Raw genomic sequence first — 17132 nt, forward strand, 5'->3', positions numbered from 1 at the left:
CCCCCCCCCCCCCCCCCCCCCCCACACGCCCCCCCCCCCCCCGCGCGGGGGGGCGCGCCCCCCCCCCGCCCCCCCCCCCCCCCCACTCGGGGCCCCGGGGGGGGGCCTCCTCGTAGAGCGCCGCGCGGACCCCCACCCCGCTCGCTTCGTTCGCGACCCTCCCCCCAAGGGGGAGGGTGAGACAGCGGCAGATTGCCGCTGCGGAAGCTTGCCTCAGCCTTGATGCCGGATTCCCAACCACCACCGGATTTGCACCCAACCCACTTCACTGGTAAAAGATTTTGACCAGTCAAGCGAAATGAGGCTGCTGATGTCGGGCCTGTCCATGCCGAAACCAGACGACGCCACGATGCGCCGGCGCGACGAGATCGTCGCCGACATGCGCATCATCGTGCCGGGTGAGGGCGTCGTCGACGCCGCCAATTCCATGCGCGCCTTCGAGAGCGACGGCCTGACCGCCTATCGGCAGCTGCCGCTGGTTGTCGTGCTGCCGCAAACGGTGGCGCAGGTTTCGCGCGTGCTGAAATACTGCAACGACCGCAACATCCGCGTCGTGCCGCGCGGCTCCGGCACCTCGCTCTCGGGCGGCGCGCTGCCGCTCGAGGACGCGGTGCTTTTGGTCATGAGCCGCTTCAACCGAATCCTCGGGATCGATTTCCCCAATCGCATCGTCGTTGCCCAGCCGGGCGTCACCAATCTCGGCATCACCACCGCCGTCGAGCAGGAGGGCTTTTACTACGCCCCCGATCCATCCTCCCAGATCGCCTGCTCGATCGGCGGCAATGTCGCGGAGAATTCCGGCGGCGTGCACTGCCTGAAATACGGCCTAACCGCCAACAATGTGCTCGGCATCGAGATGGTGCTGATGAATGGCGAAGTGGTGCGGCTGGGCGGCAGTCACCTTGATGCGGAAGGCTACGACCTGCTCGGCGTCATGACCGGCTCCGAAGGGCTGCTCGGCGTCGTCACCGAGGTTACCGTACGCATCCTGAAGAAGCCGGAGACGGCACGTGCACTGCTGATCGGCTTCCCGACCAGCGAGCAGGGCGGCCAGTGCGTCGCCGACATCATCGGCGCCGGCATCATCCCGGGCGGCATGGAGATGATGGACCGGCCGGCGATCCATGCGGCGGAAGATTTCGTTCATGCCGGCTATCCCCTCGATGTCGAGGCGCTGCTGATCGTCGAGCTCGACGGGCCGGGCGTCGAAGTCGATCATCTGATCGGTCTGGTCGAGGCGATTGCCTACAAGAACGGCTCGACCACCTGCCGCATTTCGCAATCCGAACAGGAACGGCTGAGCTTCTGGGCCGGCCGCAAGGCGGCGTTTCCGGCCGTCGGCCGCATCTCGCCCGACTACTACTGCATGGACGGCACCATCCCGCGCAAGGAGCTGCCGCGCGTGCTCGCCGGCATGCGCGAGCTGTCGGAAAAATACGGTCTCGGCGTCGCCAATGTCTTTCATGCCGGCGACGGCAATCTGCATCCGCTGATCCTCTACGATGCCAACGTACCGGGCGAACTCGACAAGGCCGAAAGCTTCGGCGCCGACATATTGCGGCTCTGCGTCAAGGTCGGCGGCGTCTTGACCGGCGAACACGGTGTGGGCGTGGAAAAACGCGACCTGATGCCGGAAATGTTCACCCAGATCGATCTCGACCAGCAGATGCGGGTCAAATGTGCCTTCGATCCCAACCATCTGCTCAACCCGGGAAAAGTGTTCCCGCAGCTGCGGCGATGCGCCGAGCTTGGGCGGATGCACATTTCCGGCGGCAAACTGCCGTTCCCAGACATTCCGAGGTTTTGAGTGGACATGTCGGCGCTTGAACACCCCCCTCTGTCCTGCCGGACATCTCCCCCGCAAGGGGGGAGATTGGCTATCATCGCGGCTTTCGCCAACTGCCGGCGTTGGAAGACAGATGCGACGTTGAAGTTGCCGATCTCCCCCCTTGCGGGGGAGATGTCCGGCAGGACAGAGGGGGGTGTGAAGGATCGCGACGCCTCCGCATCTGTCGATGGGGCGTCGATCTCATGACCACCTTCACCCCAACCACGTCGGAAGAAGTCCTCTCCACCGTCGCCTGGGCCGTGGCGGAAGGCTCGCCGCTCGAAATCCTCGGCCACGGTTCCAAGCGTGGCATCGGCCGGCCATTGCAAACCGAACACACGCTCGACCTGTCGAGGCTCACCGGCGTCACGCTTTACGAACCGGCTGAACTGGTGCTGTCGGCCGAGGCCGGCACGCCGCTGGCCGACATCGAAAAGTTGCTGGCGGAACACGGCCAGCAGCTTGCCTTCGAGCCGATGGACTACGGCCCGCTGCTCGGCGGCGAAGCTGGCAAAGGCACGATCGGCGGCGTGCTCGCCGCGAACCTCTCCGGTCCGCGCCGGCTGAAGGCGGGTGCTGCGCGCGACCATATTCTGGGCATCAATGTGGTGTCCGGTCGCGGCGAGGCCTTTAAGTCGGGCGGCCGCGTCGTCAAGAACGTCACCGGCTATGATATGTCCAAGCTGATGGCCAACAGCTGGGGCACGCTGGCCGTATTCACCGACGTCACCTTCAAGGTGCTGCCGGCAGCCGAGACCGAAGTCACGCTCGCCATCCGTGGCCTGCTCGATGATGCCGCTGCCGCAGCCATGGCCCTGGCGCTTGGCTCGAGTGCTGAAGTGTCGAGTGCCGCCCATCTGCCGGAGCGCATCGCCGCGCGTGTCGCCGGCGGCAGTCTCGGCAGCGAGGCCGCCACGCTGCTGCGTGTCGAAGGCTTCGGCCCGTCCGTTGCCTATCGCATCGCCGCGCTGAAAACGCTGCTCGGCAAGGCCGGGCCGCTGCAGGAGATTGCCGGTGAAACCTCACGGCTGATCTGGCGCGATGTGCGCGATTGCAGGCCTTTCGCCGACGGCAGCGAGAAACCGGTCTGGCGTGTCTCGATGACGCCGGGACAGTGCCACCAGATGGTCCTGACACTGCGCATGCAGGCCGCCGTCAGCGCCTTCTATGACTGGCAGGGCGGGCTGGTGTGGCTGCGCATGGAACAAGGCGACCCGGAAGCCGCCCTGCTGCGCGGGCTGTTGAGGAAACATGGCGGCGGCCATGCGACGCTGGTGCGTGCCGCACCTTCGCATCGCGCCGCTCTGCCGGTGTTCGAGCCGCAGCCGCCGGCGCTGGCAGCACTCAGCCAGCGGCTGAAGCAAGAATTTGACCCGAAGAATATCCTCAATCCCGGCCGAATGGCCTAGGACATCAGCGATGCAGACCAATTTTTCGCTTGCCCAGCTTGCCGATCCGCATGTCGCGGAATCGGAAAAGATCCTGCGCAAATGCGTGCATTGCGGCTTCTGCACCGCCACCTGCCCGACCTATGTGACGCTTGGCAACGAGCTCGATTCACCGCGCGGGCGCATCTACCTGATCAAGGACATGCTGGAAAACGGCCGTCCGGCCGACAAGGAGATCGTCACCCATATCGATCGCTGCCTGTCGTGCCTTGCCTGCATGACCACCTGCCCGTCGGGCGTCAACTACATGCATCTGGTCGACCATGCCCGCGCCCATATCCAGGAAACCTACAAGAGGCCGCTGCTCGACCGCCTGACCCGCGCCATGCTGGCCTTCGTGCTGCCCTATCCCCAGCGTTTTCGCGCGGCGCTCAAGCTGGCGAAGCTGGGCAAGCCGTTCATAGGCTTGTTCGACAAGGTTCCGGCGCTGAAACCGCTCGGTGCGATGCTCAAGCTCGCGCCGGCCTCGATCCCGACAGCATCGTCGATAGCTTCACCTGGCATCCATGCCGGGCAGGGGAGCAAAAGAGGCCGCGTCGCCATCCTCACCGGCTGCGCGCAATCGGTGCTCGATCCCGCCATCAACGAGGCGACGATTTCGCTGCTGACGCGGCTCGGCGTCGAGGTCGTGGTGCCACCGGGCGAGGGCTGCTGCGGGGCGCTGGTTCATCATATGGGGCGCGAGCAGGCCGCGCTTGCCTCTGCGAGGCAGAATGTCGATGCCTGGACGCGCGCCATCGAACAAGGCGGGCTCGATGCCATCGTCATCACTGCCTCCGGCTGCGGCACGACGATCAAGGACTACGGCTTCATGCTGCGGCTCGACCAGGCCTATGCCGACAAGGCGGCGCGCGTTTCGGCGCTGGCCAAGGACATTACCGAATATCTCTCGACCTTCGACCTGCCCGAACCGGTGCGCAAACCGGGCACGGTTGTCGCCTATCACTCGGCCTGTTCGATGCAGCACGGCCAGAAGATCACCCGCCAGCCGAAGGAACTGCTGGCCAAGGCCGGCTTCATCGTGCGCGAGCCGCGTGAAGGACATCTCTGCTGCGGCTCCGCCGGCACCTACAACATCCTGCAGCCCGAGATCTCGGCCAAACTGCGCGATCGCAAGGTGAAGAACATCGAGGCGACGGGGGCTTCGATCGTCGCCACCGGCAACATCGGCTGCATCACCCAGATCGCTTCCGCCGCCAAGCTGCCGGTGGTGCACACGATAAAACTGCTCGACTGGGCCTATGGCGGACCGATGCCGGCAGGCGTTCGGGGAGAGAACCTCATCGCCGCGGAGTAGGGCGCCGCGCTTACTCCGCCGCGAGCCTGTCCGCCGTACCGTAGGTCGCCTCATAAAGCGCACGCTGGCGGCTGAGCGCGACCATGGTGTTGCGCAGCAGGATGGCGACCGTGATCGGGCCGACGCCGCCCGGCACCGGGGTGATCCAGGAGGCGACCTCGCGGACGCTCTCGGTGTCGACGTCGCCGACGATGCGGCTTGAGCCGTCGGGGCCGATTTCGGAATTGATGCCGATGTCGATGACGGCCGCACCCGGCTTGACCATGTCGGCCTTGATCAGCCGCGGCTTGCCGACGGCGACGAACAGCGCATCGGCACGTCGCGCATGGGCGGCGACCGACCGCGTCATGTGGTGGCACACGGTCACCGTCGCGCCTTCGCTCATCAACAGGAAGGCGATCGGCTTGCCGACGATTTCCGAATGGCCGACGATGACGACTTCCAGCCCCTTGAGGTCGAGGCCGGTTTCCTTGAGCAGTTCGACCGAGGCCGCCGCCGTGCAAGGCGCGAGATCGAGCTGGTTGTAGACGATGTTGCCGATCGAGGCCGGATGCATGCCTTCGACATCCTTGAGCGGATGCACCGCCGCCTGCAGCGTCCTGATCGGGATATGCACTGGGACCGGCCGCTGGATGATGATGCCGGTAACGCGCGGATCGGCGTTCAGGCCGTGAATGGCCGCTTCCAACTCGCCTGCCGTGATGGTGGCGGGAAAGCGCCGTTCCTCGAAATCGATGCCGGCGAGCTCAGCCTTGGCGCGCTGGTTGCGCACATAAACATCCACCGCATCGGTGTCGCCGACGGTGATCGAGATCAGCTTGGGGGGAAAGCCCTCGGCTTTGGCGATCGCGGCGTCCTCGCGAACGGCGGCGATGATGCGCTGGGCGACCGGGCCGCCCTTGAGATAACGGCTGTCTTCGGACAGGGGCATGGGTGAACTCTTTTGTGGAACTAGCCACCGAGATAGCAAAAGAATGCGGTAAAGGGCAGCATGAAAGCGAACCGCTATGCCCGTTGCGCGACGCGTAGGTGACCTTTGCCCTCGATTTCTGCTCAAAAACGGAAAGGGCAGCGCGGTTTCCCGTGCTGCCCTTCCTGACCGGCCGCATCCCCATACGGCCCGTCCCCCGTTGTCCCTAACTGGCCTCGAAAAGCGGACTGCTTTGCCGGCCAGGTGATTCGCAGGACCTACTATATCACCTCGACCGTGGTTCCGACATTGACCCGTTCATAGAGGTCGACGACGTCCTCGTTGCGCATGCGGATGCAGCCCGATGACACCGCACCGCCGATCGTCCACGGCTGGTTGGTGCCGTGGATGCGGTACTCGGTCGTGCCGAGGTAGAGCGCGCGGGCGCCAAGCGGGTTCTCCGCGCCGCCGGCAAGATAGGTCGGCAAATAGCGGCCCTTGGCGGCTTCGCGCTTGATCATCTGCGCCGGCGGGCGCCAGTCCGGCCACTCGCGCTTGTTGGTGATCTTGTGCGTACCCGACCATTCGAAGCCCGGCTTGCCGGTGCCGACGCCATAGCGCCTTGCCTTGCCGTTCTTCTCGACCAGGAAGAGGAAATTCTGCGTGGTGTCGATGACGATCGTGCCCGGCTTCTGGCCTCCGTCATAGTCGACTTCCTGCGGCAGGTAGATCGGGTTGATCTGAGGACGCGCGACCATGCGCTTGGCCGGCGGCTGCACCGCCGCCGTCTGCACCCGGTCGGGCTGCGCCGGGCGCAGGCGCCGCTGTTGCTGGACGACCTGGCGGTTCTGGCGCACGATGCCGGGTGCCTGGCCAAGCTGCAGCACCCAGGGTGCGGAAAGGTCGGGGCTCACCATCACCGGCGGCCTGTCGGCATAGCGGTCGCCGGCGGTTGAGGGTGTGACGCCGGCGGCAAACACAGCCACGGCGCCGAGCACGGGAAACAGAACTGTCTTCATCGTAGCGCACCTTGATCGTCTGATACAAAACGGGTGGAAACGTCCTCCCGGTTCGGCGATCATTGGCGCGCAAGCAGCAACCGAAACATGAATCGGAATGCGTAAAATGCGGAACTGTCGGTAAACCTTTTGGTGTGGTTACCGCCGGGTTCAGGAATCTGGTAAAGCCGCAGTAAATGCCGCGCAAAAGCGCGTTAACGAACGGATTTTGGCTTATGGACAAGGAAAACACCGGACTGCTCGCCGGTCCCGATGGTGTCGCGCGCTGCTTCTGGCACGGCAATCTGCCCGACTATCTGCACTACCACGATCATGAATGGGGCCGGCCTGTGGCCGACGACCGCAGGCTGTTCGAAAAGATCTGCCTCGAAGGCTTTCAGTCTGGCCTGTCGTGGCTGACCATTCTGCGCAAGCGGGAGAATTTTCGCGAAGCCTTCGCCAATTTCGAATTCGACAAGGTCGCCGCCTTCACCGACAAGGATGTCGAGCGCCTGCTCGGCAATGCCGGCATCATCCGCCATCGCGGCAAGATCGTCTCGACCATCAACAACGCCAAGCGCGCCCGCGAAATGGCCGACGAGTTCGGCTCGCTGGCCGCCTGGTTCTGGAAGTTCGAACCCGGCAAGGAGGAGCGGCCGCAGATCGTCGATCTCGCCCATCTGCGCGCCAACCCGACCACGGCGGTCTCGGTGCGGATTTCGAAGGAGTTGAAGAAACGCGGCTGGAGCTTCGTGGGGCCGACCACTGTCTACGCCTTCATGCAGGCGATGGGCCTGGTCAACGACCATCTCGAGGGCTGCATCTGCCGCAAAGAGGTCGAGAAGCAGCGGAAGGCGTTCAAAAGGCCGAAGTAGCCCCTCTACTTCCGGTAAAACGAGTAATTTCAGGTGCCGTTGGCGCTGGCCAGCACCAGGCCGGCGACGATCGCCACCACCGTGGCCACGGTCGGATAGATCACCAGCAGGCCGGTCATCAACGCGTCGCGCATGGATGGGCCTTTGCCGGTGTCGGCCGGCACTTCGAACGGGCCGGCAGCCTGGCTGACCATTTTCGGAGCGTGGATGTCGGCCGGGCGCAAGCGCGCGGGCAATTCGCCGGCTTCGCCATCAATAGCGTAAAATCTTGCTGTGCTGACCATGGCCCCGAGCCCTCATTTACCCCGCCTTATCGGCGACGATTGTGTCGGCACGATGCCGCACCCGTGTCGGGATTGTTTCATTTTCGATGCGGTTTTGTTTCACGGAGGTTCGAGCGTGGTGCTGGGTGCCGACCCTTGCCGCTCCCGGCTGCATCAGTTAGGAAACGCGCGCTGCCGAATAGGAAATTTCCTATCCCGCAACGCCACGAAACACCGGATGCTCACTCATGGCCGACAAATCGGAAAAGACGAAAGCGCGACTGCCGCGCGGTTTTGCCGACCGCAGCGCCGAGGACATCCGCGCCGTCGAGAAGATGATGGCGACGATCCGCTCGGTCTATGAGCTTTACGGCTTCGAACCGGCAGACCAGCCGCTGATCGAATACACCGACGCGCTCGGAAAATTCCTGCCCGACCAGGACCGGCCGAACGAAGGCGTGTTCTCCTTCCAGGATGACGACGACCAGTGGCTGTCGCTGCGCTACGACCTGACCGCGCCGACGGCCCGTTTCGTCGCCGAGAATTACGAGCGGCTGCCCAAGCCTTACCGCAGCTATCGCTCCGGCTGGGTGTTCCGCAACGAGAAGCCGGGTCCGGGCCGCTTCCGCCAGTTCATGCAGTTCGACGCCGACACGATCGGCACGCCTGGCGTGGCCGCCGACGCCGAAATGGCGATGATGATGGCCGACGTCATGGAAGCGCTCGGCATCAGGCGCGGCGACTACGTCATTCGCGTCAACAACCGCAAGGTTCTGGATGGCGTGCTGGAGGCGATCGGCCTTGGCGGCGAGGAGAATGCCGGACGAAGGCTGACGGTGCTGCGCGCGATCGACAAGCTCGACAAGCTCGGGCCGGAAGGCGTGAAGCTTTTGCTTGGCCCGGGCCGCTGGGACGGCGGCAAGGAGGGCGAAGGCGACTTCGCCAAGGGCGCCGGATTGAACAACGGGCAAGCCGAGGCGGTTCTTCTCGCGACTGCGAGGACTATACAGACCGGCCAGGATTCCATGGTCAGTTCGAATGCCATCTACCAGGAAGGCGTCGGCGAACTCGCCACGATTGAAGCGCTGGTCAGGGCGGCAGGATATGGCGAGGACCGCATTGCCATGGACCGCTCGGTCGTGCGCGGCCTCGAATACTATACCGGCCCCGTTTTTGAGGCCGAGCTGCTGGCCGAAATCCCCAACGAGGACGGCCAGATCGTGCGCTTCGGCTCGGTCGGTGGCGGCGGTCGCTATGATGGTCTGGTCTCGCGCTTTCGCGGCGAGCCTGTGCCGGCGACCGGCTTTTCCATCGGCGTCTCCAGGTTGATGACCGCGCTGAAGAACCTCGGCAAGCTCGACGCCTCGGATGTGATCGCACCTGTCGTCGTGCTGGTGATGGACAAGGACACCGACAGCCTCGGCCGCTACCAGAAGATGGTGGCGGAGCTGCGTGCCGCTGGCATCCGTTCCGAAATGTATCTCGGCGGCGCCGGCATGAAGGCGCAGCTCAAATATGCCGACCGCCGCGGCTGCCCGGTCGCCATCATCCAGGGTGGCGACGAGCGCGCCAAGGGCGAGCTGCAGATCAAGGATCTGATCGAAGGCGCGCGCATGTCGGCCGAGATCACAGACAACGCCGAATGGCGCGCCGCCCGCCCGGCGCAGGTGACGGTGGCGGAAAGCGAGCTGGTTGGTGAGGTGAAGAAGATATTGGCGGCGCAGGCCGCTGATCGCGCGAAAGGTGGCGCTTGAATACCCCCCTCTGGCCTGCCGGCCATCTCCCCCGCAAGGGGGGAGATTGGATGTCACGTGGGCTTTCGCCAATCTCCAGCGTTGAAGAAGAGGCGCTGAGCCTCAAGCTGCCGATCTCCCTCCTTGCGGGGGAGATGGCCGGCAGGCCAGAGGGGGGTGCCTCGCGCCCATCCGATCGATGACCTCCCGCTACCCCGCAATATCAACCGACATCACCAACCTCTTCGCCACCCGCAACACGCACGCGGTCGAGGTCGCCATATTGCAACCGGCGGACCCCTTCCTCGACATGGCCGGTGAGGATCTGCGCCGCCGGATTTTCCTGACCGAAAGCGAAACCGGGCAGACGCTCTGCCTGCGGCCGGAATTCACCATTCCGGTCTGCCTCGACCACATAAGTTCGCAGGCCGGCACGCCGCGCCGTTATTCCTATCTGGGCGAGGTGTTTCGCCAACGCCGCGAAGGCGGCAACGAGTTCTTCCAGGCCGGCATCGAGGATCTCGGCGACCGCGATACCGCTGGAGCCGATGCCCGCTCGGTGGCGGATGCGCATGCGCTGCTGTCGCTGGTGCTGCCTGGTCAGGCGCTGGCCATCACGCTCGGCGACCAGACCATTTTCGAGGCGGTTCTGGCTGCCCTTGGCCTGCCGCGCGGCTGGCGCATGCGCCTTGCCCGTGCGTTCGGCTCGGCGCCGATGCTTGAGGCGGCTCTCGCCGATCTCGCCAACCCGCCGCGCAACGGCCAGCTCTCCGGGCCGGTCGCGGCCCTTGTGCTAGACGGTGATCTGGACGGTCTTTCCGCTCACATCGCCAGCGGCATGGAAGAGGCGGGCCTGTCGGCGTCCGCCGGACGCGCGCCGTCCGACATTGCCCGGCGGCTGATCGAGAAAGCCGAATTGCGCAGCGTTCGGTTGTCGAGCGAGGCCTTTTCCGCGCTGAAGGATTTTCTGGCGATCGACGTTCCGCTTGATGGCGCGGCCCAGGCACTGGAGACCTTCGCCACCGGGGCCGGTCTGTCGCTCGATGTCGCGCTGGAAAAGTTCGCTGCCCGCGCCAAGGCGATCGAAGCGCATGGCTTGCCGGCCGATAAAGTCCGCTACGACGCCGCCTTCGGCCGCCCGCTCGATTACTACACCGGCCTGGTTTTCGAAATCGCGGCCGACAATGGCGACCGGCCGCTGGTCGGCGGCGGCCGCTATGACCGGCTGCTGACCCTGCTTGGCGCGAAGACGCCTATCCCCGGCGTAGGCTTTTCGGTCTGGCTCGATCGCATCGAGGCATTGCGGGAGACGGCGCCATGATCACGCTGGCGATCCCGTCGAAAGGCCGCCTGAAAGAGCAGGCGCTGCAAATACTGGCCAAAGCCGGCCTCGCCGTCAGCCTGCCCGGTGACGAGCGCAAATACCACGCCCGCGTCGAGGGTCTGGATGATGTCGAAGTGGTGTTCCTGTCGGCTTCCGAGATATCAGGCGAGATCGGCCAGGGCGCCGTCGATCTCGGCATCACCGGCGAGGACCTGGTGCGTGAAAACCTCGCCGACTGGGAGACCCGCGCCGAAATTGTCGCCCGTCTCGGCTTCGGCAATGCCGATGTCGTGGTTGCCGTGCCCGACATATGGCTCGATGTCGACACCATGGCCGATCTCGACGACGTCGCCGCCGATTTTCGCCAGCGCCATGGCCGGCGGCTGCGCATCGCCACCAAATACTGGCGGCTGACGCAGCAATTCTTCTCGCAGAAGCACGGCATCCAGGTTTATCGCATCGTCGAGAGCCTAGGGGCTACCGAAGGCGCGCCGGCGGCCGGTCTGGCCGATGTCATCGTCGACATCACAACCACCGGCTCGACGCTGCGCGCCAATCATCTCAAGGTGCTGGGCGATGGCCTCGTCCTGCGCTCGCAGGCCTGTCTGGTAGCGTCGAAGAAGACACGGGCGGCGGCGGATGAGGCGCTCTTGCGCGACATTGCCGCGAAGATGGCGGCTGCGGCCGGATAGCGGCGGGCCTTCGCCCGCTGCCCTCAGGGCTCCGAACCCAGCTTCAAAACCTTACGGCGGGCCGTCCTGCGGTGTCGGTAACTTTGCGCCGGGGTTTTTCCTGTATAGGAATTATTTCCTTGATCGATGCAGTCAGCTATGGTACATTTTTGCCTATGGTGCTGATTTGCGCCAGTGACCCGCCGCCCAGGCGGGTTTTTGCGTTTTGATGTTCGTCAACCAACGAAGGCCCCGAAGCGTCGTGGGCCGTATCGTTGCCCGGCCTCGACCATCGGCGGGATTTTCACCACCCCCTCGGGCTGATAGGCTCGGCCAGTCCCGGGAGGAGAGAGCGATGCCGGTCAATCTCGACGAGCTGAAGAATGCCAGCAATTTGCGCGGACGCGGCGCGCGTGCTGGCGGTGTCTTCGTCGCACCCGTCGACAACAGAGCGCATGTCTCTGGTGAACGCAGCGTGCCGCTGCTCGACAAGACCATCCCCGCGCTGTTTTCCGACACCGTCAGCAAATACGGCACGCTCGACGCCGCCGTTTTCGTCGACCAGGACAAGCGCTTCACCTGGAGCGAACTGTCGGACACGGTGGACGCGCTGGCCGCAGGCTTCCTGGCACTGGGGTTGGCAAAGGGCGATCGCGTCGGCATCTGGTCGCCCAACCGCTGGGAATGGCTGGTGACGCAGTTCGCCACCGCCCGCATCGGCCTGATCCTGGTCAACATCAACCCCGCCTATCGGTTGACCGAGCTCGACTATGCGCTGAACAAGGTCGGCTGCAAGGCGCTGGTCACCGCTGCCAAGTTCAAGACGTCAGACTATCTCGGCATGATCGAGACGCTGGCACCCGAGATCGCCAAGGCCACACCGGGCAAGCTCAAGGCACAGAAACTGCCGGCGCTGAAGATCGTCATCCGCATGGGCGACGAGAATTCGCCCGGCATGTTCAATTTCGGCGACGTGCTGGCCATGGCCGGGCGTGACGAGCATGACAGCCTCGACCGCATCTCGGAGAAGCTGAAGCCGGGCGAGGCCATCAACATCCAGTTCACCTCAGGCACCACGGGAGCCCCCAAGGGCGCGACGCTGACCCACAGCAACATCGTCAACAACGGCAATTTCGTCACTTCGGCGATCAAGCTGACCGCCGACGACCGGCTGTGCATTCCGGTGCCGCTCTATCACTGCTTCGGCATGTCGATGGGCACGATGGGTTGCGTCTCGAAAGGCGCGACCATGGTTTTCCCGGGAGAAGGGTTCGACGCCGGCGCCACACTGAAGGCGGTGGCTCAGGAACGCTGCACCGGGCTTTATGGCGTGCCGACCATGTTCGTCGCCCTGCTGGATCATCCGGATTTTTCCGCCTTCGATCTCTCCAGCCTGCGCACCGGCATCATGGCCGGCTCGCCATGCCCGATCGAGGTGATGAAGAAGGTGGTGTCGCTGATGCATATGGAAGAGGTGACCATCGCCTACGGCATGACCGAGACCAGCCCGGTCTCGTTCCAGAGCGGCGTCGACGATCCCTTGGAAAAGCGCGTCTCGACCGTCGGGCGTATCCACCCTCATGTCGAGGTCAAGGCGGTCGATGCCGATGGCGCCACCGTCGCCGTCGGCGCGCCGGGCGAGCTTTGCACGCGCGGCTATTCGGTGATGAAGGGCTACTGGGACGACGAGGAGAAGACCCGCGAGGCGATCGACAGCGACGGCTGGATGCACACCGGCGACCTCGCCACCATCGACGCCGAAGGCTATTGCAACATCGTCGGCCGGGTCAAGGACATGGTCATCCGCGGCGGCGAGAACGTCTATCCCAGGGAGGTCGAGGAATTCCTCTACCGACACCCCAAGGTCAAGGAGGTGCAGGTGTTCGGCATTCCCGACGCCAAATATGGCGAGGAGCTGTGCGCCTGGATCGTGCTCAAGCCCGGCCAGATCGCCACCGAGCAGGAGGTCAAGAACTTCTGCGCCGGCCAGATCGCCCATTACAAGATCCCCCGCCACATACGCTTCCGCACCGAATTGCCGATGACGGTGACCGGCAAGCCGCAGAAGTTCTTGATGCGCGAGGCGATGGTGGAGGAACTGGGGCTGGTGGCGCAGAAGACGGCGTGAGCGAAGGCGGCGCTTCGGTTTGTCCGGCGCGCTGGGTGCGGTCAGGTCGCGATCCTGCTGCATCATTTGGAGCGCGTTGTTTGTGAGGGGGCGAACGCCGGCCGTCGGGCCTGCCGGATGTTTTCCAAGGCGCTCCACACTCCGCATGGGTTTTCCGCAAGGTTCGCAGAAGCGCATAGGGGCTTGAATGGGTGGTTTCAAACGATCGGTGGTTTCTTATGCGATGCCCTTGGCCGCCTTGGTGATGGCTGTTGCAGTCAGGGCAGGCGGGCTGTCGGCGGACGAAGGTTCGCTGAGCGCCAGGATACTCGTCGGAGCGCTTTCGAGTGCGATTATGTTCACCACCATTTTCGTGGTGCTCGACCACGCCGAGGCGGTGGCCCGGCGTGTAGGAGAGCCCTATGGCACATTGGTGCTGACTTTTGCCGTGACGGCAATCGAGGTGTCGATCATCGTTTCCATGATGCTGCATGGAGAGAACAACCCTACGCTTGCACGTGAGTCCGTCTTCTCAACGGTGATGATTGCATCTACCGGCGTCGTCGGCACGTGTCTTGCGCTCGGCGGCTGGCGTCATCGCAAGCAGGCAATTGTTCGACAAGGGACCAGCGCATATTTGGCGGTTCTGATCGCGCTGACCATCATGACGCTTATTCTGCCGACCTACACACAAGCTACGGGGCCGGGCACATTTTCGGCAGCTCAACTTGGCTTTGTGAGCGTGCTTTCGGTGCTGCTTTATGCAAGTTTTGTGTTCGCGCAGACTGTCCGCCACCGAGAAGACTTTGTCGAAGGGCAGGCCCACGGCGTTGCGCTGCGGACTGCCCCTCACGAAAGCGTCTTTGCCGGCGCATTGCTGCTTTTGATCGGGCTGATTGGCATTGTCATGCTCGCCGAGCAGGTCGCCGCAAGTGTTGAAAATACGCTCGTTGCCTATCAGGTGACACAGGCTGACAGCATTGTGGGGGCATTGATCGCCGGGCTGGTTTTGATGCCGGAGGCCATTTCGGCGGTTCGCGCTTCACTCAACAATGAGCTGCAACGCGGTTTGAATGTCGCGATGGGTTCCGCTTGTGCCACGATTGGTTTGACAATACCGGCGGTCGCAGCCGCCAGCCTGCTGACGGGAAGAGGGTTAACCCTGGGGCTGCCGGCTGCTGATGCGGTCCTTTTGGTCTTGGCGCTTTTCATATGCAATGTAAGCTTCAGCACTGAAAGAACGACGTTCTTGACCGGAATGGTCCATCTTGTAGTATTTTTTACTTATGTATTTCTGATATTTATACCATGAGAGCTTTGGTGCAAGCGAAGCGCCAAGGGGGCGGTATCCTTCGTTACCTCACGCCGTGGATTTGAGGTGGTCGATGAAGGCGCGCAGCTTCGGCAGGATCTGGCGCTTGCCGGGATGGTAGAGGAAGACGCCCGGCGTCGTGGCGGCGATGGTGTCTAGGACCGGCTCGAGTTTTCCCTGGCCTATCGGACCTTCGGCGACGGGTCGGGGGATCTGCGCCAGCCCAATGCCCTGCATCGCGGCCCCGAGCAGCGTCGGATAGTCGTGCGCGATCAGCGGGCCTGAGACCATCGCCTCGATCTCCCCGTTGCCGTCGACGAAAGACCAGGGCGCGATGGCGCCGTTCGAACGGCGCAAGCGCAGGCAGGCGTGGCGGCACAAGTCGTCGACGTGCTCGGGGTAGCCATGGCGCTCGAGATAGTCCGGACTGCCGACGACCACGAACGGGAACGACGGCGTCAGCCGCACCGCGACCATGTCGGGCGCGATGAACTGGCCGAGGCGGATGCCGGCATCGAACCCGCCGGTCGCAAGATCGACCATCTCGTCACTCGCGGCGATCTCCAGCTCGATCTCCGGATAGGTTCGGCAGAACGACGCGATCATCGGCTCCAGGATCAACGGCACGACGGCGCGGGGCACAGACAGGCGCAGCAGCCCGGTTGGCCGTTGGCCGACATCGCGCGCGGCCTCGCCTGCCGCGACGAGCTCCTCGAAGGCAGGTCCGGCACGATCGAGGAACCGCTGGCCAGCCTCTGTCAAACCGACGCTTCGCGTCGTGCGCACGAACAGCGCCGCACCCGTGCGGGCTTCCAGCGTGCGCACCGCCTGGCTCACGGCGGACGGCGTCACGCCGAGATCGGCGGCGGCACGGCGAAAGTTGCGGCGCCTGGCAACCGCCAGGAAGGTCTCGACCCCGTCCAGCGCACCGTGCCGGACTGTGTAGTTCTGCTTCATAGGTTGTTGTGATTACACCGGGTAGTCGAATTATGGAAGCAGGCTTAGAGGTAACCGACTGAAGCTGGGGCCGCGTGAACCGGCTGCTGACAGGAGGCCAAATGTCCACGGAAATGGTGTTCCAGACCCATCTCGTTCTAGGCTACGTCGCGTGGCTGCTCTGCTTCGGCGCATACGGCCTCCCATGGCTGAGCTCGCTGGACCGGGTCGCGGCGCAACGTGCCATCGCCACCCTGCACAGCTTCCGTTTCTTCGGGCTCGTCTTCATCCTGCCGGGCGTCGTAAGCCCCGATCTGCCGGCCGGTTTCGCCGTGTTCGCCGCCTACGGCGACTTCGCAACAGGGGTACTGGCCATGCTGGCGCTGCTCACGGTGAGGCTACCCCGGCTCTTCTGGCCGTTGATCGTCGCCTTCAACATCGTCGGGACGGTCGAGCTCGTCGTCGATTATTACCACGCCATCCAGGTCGGCCTCCCTGCACATGCGGAGCAACTGGGCGCCGCCTACGCGATCCCGATCATCTATGTGCCGCTGCTGATGATCACGCACATCGCCGCATTCTATTTTCTGCTACGCCCTCCGAAGGTCCGGATCCTAACGACGACCGCCCCGGCTGTGCTTTGACGGCAAGAGTATCCCCCAAAGAAAAAGGCGCGGATTTGGCCCGCGCCTTTGTTCTGTCCAGGCTTTCGAAGCTCAGTCCTTCTCGAAGATGCGCGCCTTCGCAACCACGCCGGCGATGGCGCCGCCGATCAGCGGTGCAACGATGAACAGCCAGAGCTGGCCGATTGCGGCAGTTCCCGAAAACAGCGCCGGGCCGATCGAGCGGGCCGGGTTGAGCGACGTTCCGGTCACCGGGATGATGGCGAAGTGCAATCCTGCCAGCGTCAGGCCGATGACCAGTCCGGCGAACGCGGTCGAGTGCTTTTCAGCCGTGACGCCAAGGATCACGGTGACGAAGGTGAAGGTGCCGATCACTTCCCACAGAAATGCCGAGCTGACGCCCCATTTCGTCACATCCCAGCCATTGGCGCCGAAGCCGGTCGTGTGTCCGCCAACCTGGCCGGAAACGATGATCCACAACGCCAGCGAAGCAAGGACGCCGCCGATGACCTGCGCGATCCAGTAGGGGATGACGTCCTTGGCCGGCAGCCGGCCCGCCAGAAAGACACCGAGCGTCACCGCCGGGTTGAGATGCGCGCCCGAAATCGGGCCGATCGCATAGGCCGCCGCGATGAGGCCGATGCCGAACGCCAGACCGATGCCTTCCTGGCCGAGAGGCAGCGCGCCGCCGAAGCCGCCCGTCACCACAGAAGCCGTACCGATGAACACCAATAGAAATGTGCCTAGAACTTCCGCCAGATAAGTCTTCATTGCCCTCTCCTCGTGTCAATCCGCCGGTCCGCCTTT

At 64.1% G+C, this 17132-nt stretch carries 15 protein-coding genes; 10 read left to right on the top strand and 5 right to left on the bottom strand.

Annotated elements, in window-relative coordinates:
- Positions 1-310: 310 nt before the first annotated feature.
- The 3 genes from NKJ11_RS24935 to glcF all read left to right on the top strand — a co-directional run bounded on the left by NKJ11_RS24935 (position 311) and on the right by glcF (position 4573).
- Positions 311-1807, top strand: coding sequence for an FAD-linked oxidase C-terminal domain-containing protein (locus tag NKJ11_RS24935; protein WP_352610040.1), 1497 nt, complete (start codon positions 311-313; stop codon positions 1805-1807).
- 224 nt (positions 1808-2031) lie between these two features.
- A complete protein-coding gene (gene glcE, locus NKJ11_RS24940) occupies positions 2032-3237 on the top strand; it encodes a glycolate oxidase subunit GlcE (RefSeq protein ID WP_352610042.1) in 1206 nt (401 codons plus the stop codon).
- 10 nt (positions 3238-3247) lie between these two features.
- Positions 3248-4573, top strand: coding sequence for a glycolate oxidase subunit GlcF (gene glcF / locus NKJ11_RS24945; RefSeq protein ID WP_352794542.1), 1326 nt, complete (start codon positions 3248-3250; stop codon positions 4571-4573).
- Between the two features lie 10 nt (positions 4574-4583).
- Here the strand turns inward: glcF and NKJ11_RS24950 are convergent, their stop codons facing one another.
- Positions 4584-5504 (bottom strand): bifunctional 5,10-methylenetetrahydrofolate dehydrogenase/5,10-methenyltetrahydrofolate cyclohydrolase, encoded by a 921-nt coding sequence (locus NKJ11_RS24950; protein ID WP_127292743.1) that lies wholly within the window; start codon positions 5502-5504, stop codon positions 4584-4586.
- Between the two features lie 260 nt (positions 5505-5764).
- Positions 5765-6502, bottom strand: a complete 738-nt coding sequence (locus tag NKJ11_RS24955) for a L,D-transpeptidase (RefSeq protein WP_352610046.1) — start codon at positions 6500-6502, stop codon at positions 5765-5767.
- Positions 6503-6717: 215 nt separating this feature from the next.
- On the opposite strand from NKJ11_RS24955, the gene NKJ11_RS24960 reads away from it, so the two are divergent.
- Complete coding sequence (locus tag NKJ11_RS24960) at positions 6718-7356, top strand: DNA-3-methyladenine glycosylase I (protein WP_023809022.1); 639 nt, start codon at positions 6718-6720, stop codon at positions 7354-7356.
- Between the two features lie 29 nt (positions 7357-7385).
- On the opposite strand, the gene NKJ11_RS24965 is transcribed toward NKJ11_RS24960, so the two are convergent.
- Positions 7386-7640, bottom strand: coding sequence for a hypothetical protein (locus tag NKJ11_RS24965; protein ID WP_023809021.1), 255 nt, complete (start codon positions 7638-7640; stop codon positions 7386-7388).
- 227 nt (positions 7641-7867) lie between these two features.
- Between NKJ11_RS24965 and hisS the strand changes: the two genes are divergently transcribed.
- From hisS to NKJ11_RS24990, 5 genes are all read left to right on the top strand, one after another.
- Positions 7868-9373, top strand: a complete 1506-nt coding sequence (gene hisS / locus NKJ11_RS24970; protein WP_352610047.1) for a histidine--tRNA ligase — start codon at positions 7868-7870, stop codon at positions 9371-9373.
- Between the two features lie 178 nt (positions 9374-9551).
- Positions 9552-10673: an ATP phosphoribosyltransferase regulatory subunit gene (locus NKJ11_RS24975; RefSeq protein ID WP_352794544.1), complete on the top strand. Its 1122-nt coding sequence runs from the start codon at positions 9552-9554 to the stop codon at positions 10671-10673.
- A complete protein-coding gene (gene hisG / locus NKJ11_RS24980) occupies positions 10670-11368 on the top strand; it encodes an ATP phosphoribosyltransferase (protein ID WP_352610049.1) in 699 nt (232 codons plus the stop codon). Before NKJ11_RS24975 ends, hisG begins: the two co-directional genes overlap by 4 nt.
- Before the next feature lie 334 nt (positions 11369-11702).
- Positions 11703-13475: an AMP-binding protein gene (locus NKJ11_RS24985; RefSeq protein WP_352610050.1), complete on the top strand. Its 1773-nt coding sequence runs from the start codon at positions 11703-11705 to the stop codon at positions 13473-13475.
- Between the two features lie 187 nt (positions 13476-13662).
- Complete coding sequence (locus NKJ11_RS24990; RefSeq protein WP_352610052.1) at positions 13663-14766, top strand: calcium:cation antiporter; 1104 nt, start codon at positions 13663-13665, stop codon at positions 14764-14766.
- Between the two features lie 48 nt (positions 14767-14814).
- Here NKJ11_RS24990 and NKJ11_RS24995 read toward each other — a convergent pair whose 3' ends face one another.
- Positions 14815-15723 carry a LysR substrate-binding domain-containing protein gene (locus NKJ11_RS24995; RefSeq protein ID WP_352610053.1) on the bottom strand — a complete coding sequence of 303 codons (909 nt, stop codon included), beginning with the start codon at positions 15721-15723 and terminating at the stop codon, positions 14815-14817.
- A 101-nt stretch (positions 15724-15824) separates the two neighbouring features.
- Between NKJ11_RS24995 and NKJ11_RS25000 the strand changes: the two genes are divergently transcribed.
- A complete protein-coding gene (locus NKJ11_RS25000; protein ID WP_352610055.1) occupies positions 15825-16346 on the top strand; it encodes a DUF8737 domain-containing protein in 522 nt (173 codons plus the stop codon).
- A gap of 72 nt (positions 16347-16418) precedes the next feature.
- Here NKJ11_RS25000 and NKJ11_RS25005 read toward each other — a convergent pair whose 3' ends face one another.
- Positions 16419-17096 (bottom strand): MIP family channel protein, encoded by a 678-nt coding sequence (locus NKJ11_RS25005; protein WP_013530368.1) that lies wholly within the window; start codon positions 17094-17096, stop codon positions 16419-16421.
- Between the last annotated feature and the right edge of the window lie 36 nt (positions 17097-17132).

Origin of the sequence: Mesorhizobium sp. M0243, from assembly GCF_040321775.1 — a bacterium.
Classification (GTDB): Bacteria; Pseudomonadota; Alphaproteobacteria; order Rhizobiales; family Rhizobiaceae; genus Mesorhizobium.